This is a genomic window from Planococcus sp. ISL-110, from assembly GCF_018613575.1.
Taxonomy (GTDB): domain Bacteria; phylum Bacillota; class Bacilli; order Bacillales_A; family Planococcaceae; genus Planococcus.
Window position 1 is genome coordinate 21,498 of the sequence record NZ_JAGGPX010000034.1, and the last position, 16,535, is coordinate 38,032.

The window sequence follows — 16,535 nt, forward strand, 5'->3', positions numbered from 1 at the left end:
TCACACCTCCTGTGGTTATTTATGTTTTTCTATTTCGTTCACCGATTAAAGTTTAATTTCAATGTCAACGCCTGACGGTAAATCAAGTTTCATCAACGCATCGACAGTTTGTGGTGTCGGGTTAACGATATCGATTAGACGTTTGTGTGTACGCATTTCAAACTGCTCACGAGCATCTTTGTACTTATGGACAGCACGCAAGATTGTGTAGACCGATCTTTCAGTCGGCAACGGTATCGGACCCGATACGCTTGCACCTGAACGTTTTGCGGTTTCTACAATTTTCTCGGCAGACTGATCAAGAATTCTGTGATCATATGCTTTTAAACGGATACGAATTTTTTGTTTTGCCATTATTTTCCCTCCTTTTCGCCTATTTTTGATAGACATTCTCCACGAAAATTTTCCAATCACTCGCCATGGCAAAGCGGCCGGGTGTATCGGTAACCTCTCGCTTCATCGCAGTCAAAGACCAACATTCACCATTATACAAAAGAAAAAAGAATTCCGCAAGTACTTCCACGAAATTCTTTTCAATTCGCTTTTATTAGTATAACAGGATATTTTAGAACTTCAAGCCAGATCGTAATAGTCCGAACATTTCGAGCTTATCCCAGCAACATGGCAGCAACCCATCCGAAAATTACCAAGGGAATATTGTAATGAAGGAAAGTCGGAACGCACGTGTCCCAGATGTGATTGTGCTGCCCGTCGACATTCAGTCCGGCAGTTGGACCAAGCGTCGAGTCAGAAGCTGGTGATCCAGCGTCGCCCAATGCCCCTGCAGTGCCGATCAAGGCGATGATCGCCATTGTCGAGAATTCGAACTCAAGGCTCAGTGGTACGAAGATGGCAGCAATGATCGGAATCGTCGCAAACGATGAGCCGATGCCCATCGTCACAAACAAGCCTACGATAAGCATCGCCAGTGCCGCAATGCCTTTATTTCCGGCAAACAGTTCGGAGACGCTTTCAACTAGTGGCTCAATAGCTCCTGTCGCCTGTATGACTGATGCAAAGCCGTTTGCTGTAATCATGACAAAGCCGATGAACGCCATCATGCGCATGCCTTCTGTAAGGACATCGTCAGCTTCGCGCCATTTCATTGCACCAAAGACGTACAGCACGAGAATACCGGCAAGTGCACCGATGATCATTGAGTCCGTCTGTATTTGGGCAACCAGGGCCGCAATCAATGCCAGGATCGTCACGATGACATCTTTTCTAGATGCCGTCTTTTTCAAAGTTCCTTCTATAGTAGAAGTAGTTTTATGATAATCACGCGGCTTACGGTAAGAGATGAACACCGCAATGATTAATCCTACCAATAAGCCCGCTACCGGAATTGCCATCGCTTTCGGAATATCCGCCATGTCGATGGTCAAGCCCGCAAGTTCCATCTGCGTAAAGACAATCTCGTGGAAAATCAAACCAAAGCCATACGGCAATAGAATATAGGGAGCCGTTAGACCGAACGTCAGGACCGCCGCAATCAAGCGGCGGTCGATCCGCAGTTCATTTAGAATATGCAAAATCGGTGGTACCAATAAAGGAATAAAAGCAATGTGGATCGGAATCAAATTTTGCGAGAAGATAGCCATTGCCAGCAAGGCAATAATGATAAGGGCTTTCGCCAGGTTTTCCCGTGTCGCCTCCCCATCTTTATTGACCAGCTTCAAGACGCCTGACACAAGTAGTTCCGGTATTCCAGTACGTGAAATTGCTACGGCAAATCCACCGAGCATCGCGTAGCTGAGCGCAATGGTTGCACCCGCCCCTAAACCGTCTGTAAATGATGTTAATGTATCCATAAACGATAATCCACCGCTTAATCCCCCTGCAAGCGCGCCAATCAATAAAGCAAAGACGACGTTCACACGCAATAAGCTCAATACGAGCATGACTAAGACAGCGACAACAACTGCATTCATAAGTAAACTCTCCTTTAGTTTGCTAAAGCGTTAAAGTACACACTTTAAATTACCAAACCGCGAAATGCTTGTCAACAGCCTATTTCTGTTTTTCTTATAGACAAAAAAATCTAAAAATAAAGACCCTTTACGGTTTAGGTAAAGGGTCTCCTTATGAAAACAAGCTATTCTGACACCAATGGCCTGTTCTCCTCTATTCCTTTAAATCTGCTGCTGTTTTTCTTCGTAAGCCGCGATATAAGAATCGTACTGAATTGTCAATGCGATTTCATCCCAGCCTTTCAGCAGCATTTCTTTCCAGTATGGATCAATATCAAATTCATAGTGTGTGCCATCCTGGCTCGTGACAGTCTGGTCCTCCAAATTGATGTCCAACTTGAATTCCTGACGTTGTCCCTTGTCAATCAACTCATTGACTTCCTGACCCTTTAAGCGAATTGGCAAAATGCCATTCTTTACACAGTTATTATAGAAGATGTCTGCATAGCTGGGAGCGATGACTACGCGGAATCCGTAATCTAAAATCGCCCAAGGAGCATGTTCACGAGAAGAACCGCAGCCGAAATTTTCTTGTGCGACCAAAATTTCGGAGTCTTTGAATCGGGGGTCATTCAGAACAAAGTCTTCTATTGGTGTCCCATCAGCATGAAAGCGCCAATGATAAAATAAATACTTGCCGAATCCCGTCCGTTCAATACGCTTTAGAAACTCTTTTGAGATGATCTGGTCAGTATCTACGTTTTTGCGTTCGAGCGGAGTCAAAACGCTTGAGATTTTATTGATCGGTTTCATCGTTTGGCCTCCTCATTTCTGCCTGTCATGCTGATGGTAAGGGCTCTTTCATATAATTGCGGACATCAGTTAGATGGCCTTCAATCGCAGCCGCTGCTGCCATTACAGGGCTCACCAGATGCGTCATCGATCCCGCTCCTTGACGCCCTTCGAAATTCCGATTGGAAGTTGAAGCACAGCGTTCACCGGCAGGCACCGAATCTTCATTCATCGCCAGGCACATGCTGCATCCTGTTTCGCGCCATTCGAATCCAGCTTCAAGAAATACCTTATCCAATCCTTCCTGTTCTGCTGCACGTTTTACCGTTTCAGATCCAGGTACGACAATGGCCGTTACGGACGGATGCACTTTTTTACCTTTGATGATTTCACTGGCCGCACGCAAATCGCCAAGACGGGCATTTGTACAGGAGCCGATAAAGACATGCTGAATATCAATCGAAGAAAGTGGTGTTCCTTCTTCCAGGTGCATATAAGTTAAAGCTTGCTGCAAAGCGTCTTTATCCGACTGTTTATCATAATCGACTGCAGATGGAACGCGTTCTGCAATGCCTGAACCCATCGAAGGGTTGGTGCCCCATGTGACGAATGGAGAAATTTCATCTGCGTGAATCGTCACTGACGCATCATACTGTGCGCCTTCGTCTGTTGCAAGAGCCAACCAACGGGCAGCTTCTTTTTCAAACGCTTCGCCTTCAGGTACATTTCTGCGCCCTCTCAAGTATTCCACCGTCGTTCTATCAGGACTGATCAGCCCTGCGCGTGCACCGGCTTCAATCGACATATTGCATATGGTCATGCGTTCTTCCATCGATAACCCACGGATGGCTTCACCTGTATACTCCATAATATGCCCAGTTCCCATATCGATGCCGAATTTCGAAATAATGGCCAGGATGGCATCTTTGGAAGAAACGCCAAAGCCCAGCTTGCCGTCAATTCGCACTTCCATGGTTTTCGGCTTTGACTGCCACAACGTTTGTGTAGAAAGAACGTGCTCCACTTCACTGGTACCAATACCGAAAGCCAAAGCGCCGAAAGCACCGTGCGTTGAAGTATGGCTGTCGCCGCAGACAATGGTCTTGCCGGGTTGCGTCAAGCCCAGTTCCGGTCCAATGACATGGACAATTCCTTGGTCTGGATGGTTGATTCCCGCAAGCGGAACACCAAACTCATCACAGTTATCCTGCAAGGTTTTAATTTGTTTCCGCGAAATGGGATCTGTAATCGTTTCACGGTTTCGTGTCGGAACGTTGTGATCCATGGTTGCAAAACAAAGATCCGGCCGGCGAACTTTGCGTCCGTTCAACCGAAGCCCTTCAAAAGCTTGTGGGGATGTCACCTCATGCAATAAATGAAGGTCGATATATAGCAGATCCGGCTTGCCTTGCTCTTCAAAGACGATATGTTGTTCCCAAATTTTCTCTATAATTGTTTTTGCCATGCGAACTGCTCCTTTCACTTACACATAAGAATACATGATATGTTCTGATACAAATTCTCTTTCCAACTCTTCCACAACTTTCGTTACGAATCGATCGGTTGAAACTACGCGTTTCCCTTCTCCGGCCAGATCTCCTGTGCAATAGCCATCTTCCAGGACGCCCATTACAGCTTTTTCAATAGCTGCAGCTTCCGTATGAAGACCGAATGAATGCTTAAGCATCATAGCAGCTGACAAGATGGCAGCAGATGGATTCGCTTTGTTTTGTCCTGCGATATCCGGGGCTGAGCCGTGTACGGGTTCGTAAAGGCCAAAGCCGTCTGAACGGATGCTTGCAGATGGCAGCATGCCAAGTGAACCGGTGATGACTGAAGCTTCGTCGCTCAGGATGTCACCGAACATATTTTCCGTTACTATAACATCGAAAGAACGTGGATCGGTAATTAGCTTCATTGCCGCTGAATCAACCAGCATATGCTCCACTTCGATATCCGGATACGCTTTTCTGCGTTCTTCCACAACTTCACGCCATAGTTTGCTAGTTTCCAATACATTGGCTTTATCGACCGAAGTCACCTTGCCTTTACGTGTACGGGCGATTTCAAACGCTTGATTGACGATGCGCTCGATTTCCTCTCTCGTATAAACCAAGGTATCTACTGCCGATTTTTCCGACCGGCGTTTCGGCTCTCCGAAATACAACCCGCTCGTTAATTCGCGGACAATGACCATATCCACTTCTTTCGCCACTTCTTCTTTTAAAGGAGAAGATCCCAGCAATGCTGGCACCGCTTTGACCGGACGGATATTGGCGAACAAATCGAAATGTTTCCGGATGTTTAAAAGCCCTTTCTCCGGACGCAAGTGAGCAGGGTTACTATCCCATTTCGTTCCCCCGACCGCACCGAGGAGAATCGCGTCGCTCGCGTCGCAAACATCAATGGTTTGCTGAGGCAGCGGGTTGTCAAATTGATCAACCGCCGTGCCCCCGATTGCCGCGTGCTTTAAATGAAAAGTATGTCCATAACGCATTGCGATGGATTGAAGTACTTTTACCGCTGCATCTGTTACTTCTGGTCCGATTCCGTCTCCTGGCAATACCGCTATTGTTTTTTTCATTTTGAATTCCTCCTCTTTCGATCTGTTCTTTCTTACACTGCAGACATTCTGACTTTCTTTCCTACTTGGACAATTTGGCGATTGACTGCATTCAAATATGCTTTTGCTGTTGCTTCCAGGACATCCTGTGCAACATCGCGGCCGGTAACCGTCTCTCCGTTATAACTCATATTGATGACCGCTTCGCCCAAGGCATCGCGTCCTTTACCGATGGATGTTACACGGTAATCTAAAATATGGACTTTGCCTTCAACAATCCGCTCCAATGTGTTGAAGATTGCTTCAACCGATCCGGCTCCAGTAGCGGCTTCGCTGATCAGTTCACCATTTGGGTGATAGGCAGAAGCGGTAGCTGTTGGAATATTTGCCGTACCATATTGCACTTGAACACTTTCCAGCTTATAAACGGGTGTTTCAGTATCATGGATTTGCTGGTCCGTCAGCAATACGTATAGATCATCTTCTATAATTTCTTTCTTGCGGTCAGCTAATTTCTTAAACTCGACAAATGCGTTATTGAGCTTCTCATCAGTTAAATCAAAGCCCATTTTGATTGCACGGTCTTTAAAGGCATGGCGCCCAGAATGTTTGCCAAGCACCAATTCGGTCGCGGCATCGCCGATTAATTCCGGTGTGATGATTTCATAAGTCAATGGGTTCTTCAGCATACCGTCCTGATGTATGCCAGATTCATGGGCAAAAGCATTTTTGCCGACGACGGCTTTATTCGGCTGAATCAAGCTGCCTGTCAACTGGCTGACCAATTGGCTTGTGCGCTTGATTTCATGAAGATTGATACCCGTTTCGATATTGAAGATCTGTTTGCGTATATGCAAAGCGACTGCAATTTCTTCGAGTGCGACGTTGCCGGCACGTTCGCCGATACCGTTAATGGTTCCTTCAATTTGAGTGGCTCCATTTTCAATCGCGGCCAAAGTATTGGCTGTTGCCATGCCCAAATCATTATGGCAGTGTGCGGAGAGCTTCACTTTCTCAATTCCCTCTACGTTTTCTTTCATGTATTTAAACATTGCACCATACTCATGAGGCGTCGCATAACCGACTGTATCCGGCAGGTTGATGGTCGTTGCCCCTGCTTCGATGACTTTGCGGATAATATGGGCCAGAAATTCCGGATCTGAACGGGAAGCGTCTTCCGCTGACCATTGGACCAACGGGAAGAACTTACGCGCGTATTTCACCGATTCCACTGCCAATTCTACAACCTGCTCCGGTGTTTTAAATAATTTTGTTTCCATATGGATGGGTGAAGTCGCTAAAAAGATATGAATATGCGGCTGTTCCGCTCCTTTTAACGCTTCCCATGTCCGGTCAATATCACTTTGGATCGAACGGGCCAGACCCGTTACGATGGAATTCTTTACTGTGCCTGCGATTCGCTGCACAGCGTCAAAGTCTCCTGGAGATGAAGCAGGAAACCCTGATTCGATAATCGTCACTCCCAGACGTTCAAGCTGGCGGGCGATTTCTATTTTCTCTGCTGTATTCAAGTTGATCCCGGCCGACTGTTCCCCGTCTCGTAATGTCGTATCGAAAATATCAATTTGTGACATTAGCAACCACCTCTTTTTGTTTAGCTTTTTTGCCTTCATTGACGAATGGCATCATCGCACGCAATTCACGTCCAACTTGTTCGATTTGATGAGATTCTTCTGCTTTTTCAATTGCTGTAAATTCCGGACGGTTTAATTGATTTTCAAGCAACCAGCCTTTGGCGAATTTCCCTGTTTGGATATCCGTAAGAACATCTTTCATGCGGGCTTTCGTATCTGCATCAACAATGCGTGGTCCTGAAACAAAATCTCCCCATTGAGCAGTGTCGGAAATTGAGTAGCGCATTCCTGACAAGCCACCTTCGTACATTAAGTCGACGATTAGTTTTAATTCGTGCATACATTCGAAATACGCAAGTTCCGGTTGGTATCCAGCTTCGACAAGTGTTTCGAACCCAGCTTTCACCAGTGAAGTTACACCGCCGCAAAGAACTGCCTGTTCTCCGAATAGATCCGTTTCTGTTTCTTCTTTGAATGTCGTTTCCAAAACTCCTGCACGAGTAGCTCCGATTCCTTTCGCATAAGCAAGCGCAACTTCCTTAGCTTGCCCTGAAACATTCTGATGGATGGCAATCAATCCAGGAACTCCAGCACCGGCCTCATACGTACGGCGTACAAGATGTCCCGGCCCTTTTGGAGCCACCAGGAATACATCCACATCTTCAGGGGCGACAATCTGGTTAAAGTGAATATTAAAGCCGTGTGCGAAAACAAGTGATTTTCCAGCTGTTAATGAAGGTTTGATTTCTGCGTTATAGATTTGCGTCTGTTTTTCATCCGGTACTAAGATCATGATTACGTCTGCTGCTTCAGCTGCTTCTTTTACTGTAGCCACTTTCATGCCGTCATTTTTAGCTTGGTCGAATGATTTGCCTGGACGTACTCCAACAACTACATCAAAGCCTGATTCCTTTAAGTTTTGAGCATGTGCATGACCCTGAGAACCATAGCCGATCACCGCGATTGTCTTTCCTTTAAGTACCTGTTCGTTTACGTCTTGGTTATAATACATTTTTGCCATTTTTAATTTCCTCCTCGGGTTTGGGTTGTTATAGGATATTCAATTGCGGTGTTTGTGCTTTTTGCGTTTCTCTGACAAAAGCGGATACCCCGGTTCGGGTCAGCTCTTTTACACCATAAGGCCTCATCAGATCAATAAACGCTTCGATTTTTTCCGGGTCGCCTGTCACTTGGAATGTTGTTACATTCTTGCTCATATCGACGACTGTCGCCCGAAACGGCTCAACAATGCTGAGAATTTCGTTTCTCAGTGCTGGAGGGACGACTACTTTGACCAGCGCCAGCTCTCTCATCACCATCGCCTTATCGGTAATATCATTTACTTTGATTACATCAATTTGCTTTTGCAGTTGCTTTAACAATTGTTCCAGTTTTCCTTTATCTTCCACGTTGACCACGAAAGTCATTTTCGACATGCCTGGCTGCTCAGTGTGACCAACCGAAATGCTTTCGATGTTGAACTGCCGTTTCATCAGCAATCCTGTCACACGATTCAATACTCCGCTTTGATTGATCACAGTTGTTGTAATGACTCGTTTCATTCGCCTTTCACTCCGATCATTTCATTCAAGCCCTTGCCAGGCGCAACCATCGGATAAACAGATTCTAGCTGTACCACTCGGCAATCTATCAAGACTGGCTCGTCTGAATTAAGTGCTTCCGCAAAAACCGCTTCTGCTTCTTCCATCGTTTCTACTTTATAGCCTTTGATGTCATAAGCTCCAGCCAACTTCACAAAATCAGGTTGAACAGGAATCAACGACTGGGAATAACGCCCTTCGTAAAATGTTTCCTGCCACTGCCTTACCATTCCTAAACTTTGATTGTTTAAGATGACAACCTTCACCGGAAGCCGCAGCTCCTGGAGCAAAGACAATTCCTGCAAGGTCATTTGAAAACCAGCATCCCCAACAATGGAGATGACCAGCTCATCGGGTTTTGCCAGTTGCGCACCGATAGCTGCAGGGAAACCAAAGCCCATTGTCCCGAGGCCGCCTGATGTTACCCAACTATGCGGATTATTAAAGCGGTAATATTGAGCCGCCCACATCTGATGCTGGCCCACATCAGTCGTCACCACTGCATTTCCTTCCGTCAAACGATGAATCAATTCAACCGCCTGCTGCGGAAGAATACCTTCACGGCCCTTTAGATGATACTGAAGTGGATATTCAGTCTTATCACCCGTTAACTTCGCTAGCCATTCAGTGGTATCCGGGCTTTCAAACGATTGATTCAGCAATTGAAGCAGCGCTTCTTTGGCATCTGCTACAATCGGGATTGCCGTCGGAACGTTTTTGCCGATTTCTGCTGGATCGATGTCGATATGGATCACTTGTGCATTTGGTGCAAAGTGAGCGAGATTTCCAGTCAATCGGTCATCGAAGCGGGCACCGATGTTCAGGAGCACGTCACAATCACAAATTGCGGTATTGGCTGTATAGGTCCCGTGCATCCCGGCCATTCCAAGGAACAGTTCATGCTCGCCAGCAATGCTGCCTAATCCCAACAGTGTATTGGTGATCGGAATTTGGTGTTGTTCCGAAAAAGCTTTCAGCTCATCTGTCGCTTTAGCAGCAAGTATTCCGGCTCCCGCTAAGATCAATGGCTTTTTCGCCTGTGATAACAGTTGAGCAGCTTTTTGAATCTGTAGGAAATTCGGATTTGTTGTTGGCTGATAACCTGGCAAATGAACTGCCTCTTCTTCTTTATTGGATAAGAATAATTCAGTTGCAATGTTTTTCGGTATGTCGACCAGAACCGGTCCCGGACGTCCAGTAGAGGCGATATAGAATGCCTCTTTTATGATTCTTGGCAAATCTGCCACTTTTTTCACTTGATAATTATGTTTCGTAATCGGTTGTGTAATGCCGATGATATCCGCTTCTTGGAAAGCATCAGTTCCGATTACCGAAGTTGCTACCTGACCTGTAAAGATGACCAGCGGCAAGGAATCCAGCATGGCATCTGCTATTCCTGTCACTAAGTTTGTCGCACCAGGACCGGATGTAGCAAGCACAACCCCGGGTTTACCGGATACTCTTGCATATCCCTCTGCTGCATGGATAGCACCTTGCTCATGTCTGGCCAATATATGGCGTATTGGATTTTTGTGCAAGGCATCATAAATTGGCAGCACCGCGCCTCCTGGATATCCAAAAATGATTTCTACACCTTGGCTTTTCAAAGATTGAATCAGTACGTCTGCACCACTGCCTGTTAGCTGCTGTTTAACTTCTTCTCTAACCTGTACGTTTACTCCCAATCCTTCCGCCTCCTTTTCTCAGTCTCTGGTGGAATAAAAACAAAAAAGCTTTTCCATCCCTACACAAAGAAACATGTTCTTCGCATAGGGATGAAAAAGCTTCATGGTACCACCCTAGTTCACTGCGCAACCGCAGCCTCATGGACAAGCAATGCTTATCCGTTGTTAACGATGCCTTCTAACTTGCAAGTCACCGGGACTACCTAAACAGCCGTAGCTTTTCAGCAATCCACTCAGAGGGGATGTCGCAAATGGTTGTATTACCGGCTTCCACCTATACCGACTCTCTGTGAATACAGTGTCCATTTACTTTAACCTCGTCATTGAGTTGAACTAATATTTGATTGAGATGATTCTTTTTTATACTACATTTAAATGATCGGTATAGACTTTCACGCCATCATTCTGGACAAGTTCTCTGAATGATTCAAGTAGGTCGTTCGTAACCGGTCCTGGTTTTCCTTCACCAATCACTCGGCCATCCACTTTTACTACTGCAATTACTTCTGCTGCCGTTCCTGTCAAGAATACTTCATCTGCTACATAAACATCGTGTCTTGTGAAAACAGCTTCCTGGATGTCATAGCCTTTTTCAGCAGCCACATCCATGATTGCATTCCGTGTAATTCCTTCAAGTGCTCCTACGTAACCTGGAGGTGTCAGCAACTTATTTTTACGGACAATGAAAATGTTGTCCGCAGACCCTTCAGCTACGTACCCTTGATCATTCAGCATAAGCGCTTCAGAAACACCTGCCAGATGAGCTTCAAGCTTTACTAAGATATTGTTCATATAGTTCAATGATTTAACTTTTGGGCTTAGCACGTCCGAACGGCTTCTTCGTGTAGCAACCGAGACAATTTCAATTCCCGTTTCATACATCGCTTTAGGGAAGAGAGATAGAGGTTCGGCTATTACAATCACGCTCGGACTAGAACAGCTGTAAGGATCTAATCCTAAGTTTCCGACCCCTCGTGAAACGATGAGGCGAATATAGGCATCCTTAAACTTATTTTCTCTCAAGGTTTGGACAACAATTTGAGTCATCTCATCAAAAGTGTGTGGTATCTCGAGCATCACAGATTTTGCTGAATCGTAAAGCCGCTCTAAATGTTCTTCCAGCCGAAAGACGTTTCCATTATAAGAACGGATTCCTTCGAATACACCATCACCGTATAAAAAACCGTGATCGTAAACTGAAATTTTAGCGTCTTCTTTTTTAACGAATTCACCATTTAAATAAATTACTTGTTCGCTCATGATGTCCACTTCTTTCTCAAAAGTTTTATAATATGCAATATATCGAATTTCGTTTGTGTCTTGTAAATTGTTGCTATCATATCGTCTATTTTGAAGCGTGTCAATCAACTTCTTAGTGATTTTTCATAAATTTCGAATATTCATAAACTATGTATCCGTTTTCATTGTTGCTGGCACTGGTTTTGAAAGATTTTTTAAAAAGTTTGAATATTTTATGAACGAAGATAAAATTAATGGTAATCAGGTGCTTTTCTCTTTGCTACTATGCAAAAAAAGACCCTGTCTCATTTAATGAGACAGGGTCTTAAATCAACAACTCAGCAGTTATTACTTAGTGATTGTAGCAACAACGCCAGCGCCTACAGTACGTCCACCCTCACGGATAGAGAACTTAGTTCCTTCTTCAAGTGCGATAGGAGAGATTAGAGAAACGATCATTTCGATGTTATCTCCAGGCATAACCATTTCTACACCTTCAGGAAGGTTACAAACACCAGTTACATCAGTTGTACGGAAGTAGAACTGCGGACGGTAGTTTGTGAAGAATGGAGTGTGACGTCCACCCTCTTCTTTTGAAAGAACGTAAACTTCAGCTTTGAACTCAGTGTGTGGAGTAATTGTGCCTGGTTTAGCCAATACTTGTCCACGTTGTACGTCATCACGAGAAACCCCACGAAGAAGTGCACCGATGTTGTCGCCAGCTTCAGCATAGTCAAGCAATTTACGGAACATTTCTACACCTGTTACAGTTGTAGATTTTGGCTCTTCAGTAAGACCGATGATATCAACGTTATCACCGATTTTGATTTTGCCGCGTTCAACACGTCCAGTAGCAACCGTACCACGGCCAGTGATTGAGAATACATCCTCAACAGGCATCATGAATGGCTTATCAGTGTCACGTGGTGGAGTAGGGATATACTCATCAACCGCGTTCATCAATTCAACGATTTTATCTTCCCATTCTGCTTCTCCTTCAAGAGCTTTAAGAGCAGAACCTTTGATGACAGGAATGTCATCGCCAGGGAAGTCATATTCAGAAAGAAGGTCACGGACTTCCATTTCAACTAGTTCAAGAAGTTCTTCGTCATCTACCATGTCGCATTTGTTCATGAATACAACTAGGTAAGGAACGCCAACTTGACGTGAAAGAAGAATGTGCTCACGAGTTTGTGGCATTGGGCCATCAGCAGCAGATACTACTAGGATCCCGCCGTCCATTTGAGCAGCACCAGTGATCATGTTTTTAACATAATCGGCGTGTCCAGGGCAGTCAACGTGTGCATAGTGGCGAGTTTCAGTTTCATACTCAACGTGTGAAGTATTGATAGTGATACCGCGCTCTTTTTCTTCAGGTGCGTTATCAATTTGAGCGTAAGAACGAGCTTCCCCGCCTGATTTTTTAGCAAGTACTGTAGCAATTGCTGCAGTCAAAGTTGTTTTACCATGGTCAACGTGACCAATTGTACCAATATTCGCGTGCGTTTTAGAACGATCAAATTTAGCTTTTCCCATTAAAAAATCCTCCTCAAAATGTAAGTGAATGTTTGTTTGAAGTGCTGAAATAATAGGGCCCTATTATTCCAGACATACAAACTATTTATACTTTATTAAAGATCAAAATTCAATTATTGACCTTTATTTTTTTTGATGATTTCTTCAGAAATTGATTTCGGCACTTCTTCATAGTGATCGAAGTGCATTGAGAATACACCACGGCCTTGCGTATTTGAACGCAATGAAGTTGCATAACCGAACATTTCTGCAAGAGGTACCATAGAACGGACAACTTGTGCGTTTCCGCGTGCGTCCATACCTTCTACACGGCCTCGGCGTGACGTAATGTCACCCATGATATCTCCAAGGTATTCCTCAGGGATAACAACCTCAACACGCATAATTGGCTCAAGAAGAACCGGCCTAACTTTAGAAATTGCATTTTTAAGCGCCATAGAAGCAGCGACTTTAAATGCCATCTCATTCGAGTCAACATCATGGTAAGATCCGTCGAACAAACGAGCTTTGATATCAATCAAAGGATATCCGGCAATAACACCGTTGTCTAGAGAGTCGCGAAGACCCGCTTCAACTGCTGGGATGTATTCACGTGGAACAACACCACCAACTATACCATTTTCAAATTCAAAACCTGCTCCTTCTTCGTTTGGAGAGAATTCAATCCAAACGTGTCCGAATTGTCCACGTCCACCAGATTGGCGTACGAATTTACCTTCAACTTTAGCAGACTCACGGAATGTCTCACGGTAAGATACCTGAGGTGCACCCACGTTAGCTTCTACGTTGAATTCACGGCGCATACGGTCAACTAGGATATCAAGGTGAAGTTCACCCATACCCGCGATGATTGTTTGGCCAGTTTCCTGGTCAGTGTGCGCACGGAAAGTTGGATCTTCTTCTTGCAGTTTTGCAAGGGCTTGACCCATTTTATCTTGATCCGCTTTTGACTTAGGTTCCACAGAAAGTGAGATAACAGGTTCTGGGAATACCATACGCTCAAGAATAACCTGTTGTTTCTCGTCACTCAAAGTATCACCAGTTGATGTATCTTTAAGTCCGATAGCAGCAGCAATATCTCCACAATATACTTCAGCGATTTCTTCACGGGAGTTTGCGTGCATTTGAAGGATACGTCCTACGCGCTCACGCTTGCCTTTAGAAGAGTTCTGAACATATGAACCAGATTTAAGAGAACCTGAATATACACGGAAGAAAGTCAATTTCCCAACGTATGGATCCGTCATTACTTTAAACGCCAACGCAGAAAACGGTTCATCTTCGCTAGGTTTACGCAATACCTCTTCGTCTGAATCCGGAAGAACGCCAGTCATTGGAGGTACATCCAATGGAGATGGCAGGTAATCAATTACTGCATCAAGCATTAATTGAACCCCTTTATTTTTGAAAGCAGATCCACAAACTACTGGGTAAAACTCAACGTCTAGCGTTCCTTTACGGATAGCAGCTTTAAGTTCTTCTTTTGTAATTTCTTCCCCGCCAAGATATTTTTCCATCAAGTCTTCATCAAGTTCAGCAACAGCTTCCACTAATTTAGTGTGCCATTCTTCTGCAAGCTCTTTATGAGATTCCGGAATTTCACCTTCTGTGATTTCAGTTCCCAAATCGTTTGCATAGAAGCGCGCGTTCATTTCAACAAGGTCGATAATTGCTGAAAATTCGTCTTCTGCGCCGATTGGCAACTGGATTGGGTGAGCATTAGCTTGTAGGCGATCGTGCAATGTACCTACAGAGTAAAGGAAATCAGCACCGATTTTATCCATTTTGTTGATAAATACGATACGTGGAACTCCGTATGTTGTAGCTTGGCGCCAAACTGTTTCAGTCTGAGGCTCAACACCTGATTGAGCATCAAGAACAGTAACAGCACCATCAAGTACGCGCAATGAACGTTCTACTTCAACAGTGAAGTCTACGTGTCCAGGAGTATCGATGATGTTAACACGGTGGTTTTTCCATGAAGCAGTTGTAGCAGCTGACGTAATCGTGATTCCGCGTTCCTGCTCCTGCTCCATCCAGTCCATTTGAGAAGCACCTTCATGCGTTTCCCCAATTTTGTGGATTCTACCAGTATAATATAAAATACGCTCCGTAGTAGTCGTTTTACCAGCATCAATGTGTGCCATGATCCCGATATTACGTGTTTTGTCTAAGGAGAACTCTCTAGCCATGTTGTTTTTCTCCTTCCGTTTCTGATTAAGATGTTAAAAACATCTCGAAAGAAATTACCAGCGATAGTGAGCGAATGCTTTGTTGGCTTCTGCCATTTTATGCAAATCTTCACGTTTCTTAACTGATGAACCAGTATTGTTGGCTGCATCCATGATTTCATTAGCCAAACGCTCTTCCATTGTTTTCTCTCCACGAAGACGTGAATAGTTCACAAGGAAGCGAAGACCTAAAGTTGTACGGCGTTCAGGACGAACTTCAACCGGCACTTGATAGTTAGCTCCACCAACACGGCGAGAGCGAACTTCAAGAACTGGCATAATGTTAGTCAATGCTTGTTCGTATACTTCAATCGGATCTTTACCGCTGCGTTCTTTCACTAACTCAAACGCTCCGTATAGGATCTTTTGTGAAGTACCTCTTTTTCCGTCAACCATCATTTTATTAATTAAGCGTGTCACCAATTTTGAATTATAAATTGGATCTGGCAACACGTCACGTTTAGCTACAGGACCTTTACGAGGCATGTATGTTCCTCCTTTCAACGAAATCTCTTCGTTAATTTAACTTATTATTTTTTTGCTTTAGGACGTTTAGTACCGTATTTAGAACGGCTTTGCATACGGCCGCTTACTCCAGCTGTATCAAGTGCTCCACGTACAATATGGTAACGTACACCTGGTAAATCTTTTACGCGTCCGCCGCGAAGAAGAACTACACTGTGCTCTTGAAGGTTGTGACCTTCTCCAGGGATGTAAGCATTAACCTCGATTTGGTTAGTCAACCGTACACGAGCATATTTACGCAATGCCGAGTTTGGTTTTTTTGGTGTCATCGTACCAACACGAGTACATACTCCACGTTTTTGTGGTGATGTCACGTCAGTTTGAGACTTTTTAAAGCTGTTGTACCCTTTGTTTAGCGCTGGTGAACCTGATTTCGTAGTCTTTGGTTTACGAGGCTTGTTAACTAATTGGTTAATTGTAGGCATCGATTTTTTCCTCCTCTCAAAAGGTGTTCTAATACCACATATCCAGGTGGTTCATTTTTGGGTAAAAAACAAAGTCTTTGTGTTTTTACACAAAAACTGTTATCCAGTAATAGCCACAGCAGCTGCACCGACATTAATGCCATATGCTTTGCCAAGCTTCAATCGTGAATCTGCAAATTCGATCCGAATACCTTTTTCTAAGGCTAGTTGGATAATCTGTTCGGTCATTCGATCGTCCGCGTCTTTTGCCACTATTATCTCTTGGACAATGCCGCTTTTCAATGCTTTTACTGTCTGCTTTGTACCGATGATTATTTTACTTGCCTGTTTTACTTTTTCATTAGACATTTGCATATCCTCCAAAGTGTCAGACCGTTAACCATCAACCCTCAACATATTATCATTCTATGACAATACTGTCAACTGAATTCTT

General features: G+C 44.4%; 15 protein-coding genes. All 15 read right to left on the minus strand.

Features of this window, described 5'->3' with window-relative positions; genetic code table 11:
- Positions 1-45 precede the first annotated feature (45 nt).
- On the minus strand, positions 46-354 hold the full coding sequence (gene rpsJ, locus J7I83_RS16470; protein WP_006828927.1) for a 30S ribosomal protein S10: 309 nt from the start codon (positions 352-354) through the stop codon (positions 46-48).
- A gap of 254 nt (positions 355-608) precedes the next feature.
- Positions 609-1,931 (minus strand): Na+/H+ antiporter family protein, encoded by a 1,323-nt coding sequence (locus J7I83_RS16475; protein ID WP_215102502.1) that lies wholly within the window; start codon positions 1,929-1,931, stop codon positions 609-611.
- Positions 1,932-2,132: 201 nt separating this feature from the next.
- A complete protein-coding gene (leuD, locus tag J7I83_RS16480; protein ID WP_215102504.1) occupies positions 2,133-2,723 on the minus strand; it encodes a 3-isopropylmalate dehydratase small subunit in 591 nt (196 codons plus the stop codon).
- 25 nt (positions 2,724-2,748) lie between these two features.
- Positions 2,749-4,167, minus strand: a complete 1,419-nt coding sequence (gene leuC / locus J7I83_RS16485; protein WP_215102506.1) for a 3-isopropylmalate dehydratase large subunit — start codon at positions 4,165-4,167, stop codon at positions 2,749-2,751.
- Positions 4,168-4,185: 18 nt separating this feature from the next.
- Positions 4,186-5,286 (minus strand): 3-isopropylmalate dehydrogenase, encoded by a 1,101-nt coding sequence (gene leuB / locus J7I83_RS16490; protein ID WP_215102508.1) that lies wholly within the window; start codon positions 5,284-5,286, stop codon positions 4,186-4,188.
- A gap of 32 nt (positions 5,287-5,318) precedes the next feature.
- Positions 5,319-6,860 (minus strand): 2-isopropylmalate synthase, encoded by a 1,542-nt coding sequence (locus tag J7I83_RS16495; protein ID WP_215102510.1) that lies wholly within the window; start codon positions 6,858-6,860, stop codon positions 5,319-5,321.
- A complete protein-coding gene (gene ilvC, locus J7I83_RS16500; protein ID WP_215102512.1) occupies positions 6,847-7,881 on the minus strand; it encodes a ketol-acid reductoisomerase in 1,035 nt (344 codons plus the stop codon). The genes J7I83_RS16495 and ilvC overlap by 14 nt, the downstream gene beginning before the upstream one ends.
- A 28-nt stretch (positions 7,882-7,909) precedes the next feature.
- Positions 7,910-8,422: an acetolactate synthase small subunit gene (gene ilvN / locus J7I83_RS16505; protein WP_215102515.1), complete on the minus strand. Its 513-nt coding sequence runs from the start codon at positions 8,420-8,422 to the stop codon at positions 7,910-7,912.
- Positions 8,419-10,146 (minus strand): acetolactate synthase large subunit, encoded by a 1,728-nt coding sequence (gene ilvB / locus J7I83_RS16510; protein WP_215102516.1) that lies wholly within the window; start codon positions 10,144-10,146, stop codon positions 8,419-8,421. Before ilvB ends, ilvN begins: the two co-directional genes overlap by 4 nt.
- Before the next feature lie 360 nt (positions 10,147-10,506).
- Complete coding sequence (ilvE, locus tag J7I83_RS16515) at positions 10,507-11,406, minus strand: branched-chain-amino-acid transaminase (protein WP_215102517.1); 900 nt, start codon at positions 11,404-11,406, stop codon at positions 10,507-10,509.
- 327 nt (positions 11,407-11,733) lie between these two features.
- Positions 11,734-12,921, minus strand: coding sequence for an elongation factor Tu (gene tuf, locus J7I83_RS16520; protein WP_215102518.1), 1,188 nt, complete (start codon positions 12,919-12,921; stop codon positions 11,734-11,736).
- A 113-nt stretch (positions 12,922-13,034) separates the two neighbouring features.
- Positions 13,035-15,113 (minus strand): elongation factor G, encoded by a 2,079-nt coding sequence (gene fusA / locus J7I83_RS16525; RefSeq protein WP_215102519.1) that lies wholly within the window; start codon positions 15,111-15,113, stop codon positions 13,035-13,037.
- 54 nt (positions 15,114-15,167) lie between these two features.
- Positions 15,168-15,638: a 30S ribosomal protein S7 gene (rpsG, locus tag J7I83_RS16530; protein WP_215102521.1), complete on the minus strand. Its 471-nt coding sequence runs from the start codon at positions 15,636-15,638 to the stop codon at positions 15,168-15,170.
- 44 nt (positions 15,639-15,682) lie between these two features.
- Positions 15,683-16,102, minus strand: coding sequence for a 30S ribosomal protein S12 (rpsL, locus tag J7I83_RS16535; RefSeq protein WP_215102524.1), 420 nt, complete (start codon positions 16,100-16,102; stop codon positions 15,683-15,685).
- 99 nt (positions 16,103-16,201) lie between these two features.
- Positions 16,202-16,450 carry a ribosomal L7Ae/L30e/S12e/Gadd45 family protein gene (locus J7I83_RS16540; protein ID WP_215102526.1) on the minus strand — a complete coding sequence of 83 codons (249 nt, stop codon included), beginning with the start codon at positions 16,448-16,450 and terminating at the stop codon, positions 16,202-16,204.
- Between the last annotated feature and the right edge of the window lie 85 nt (positions 16,451-16,535).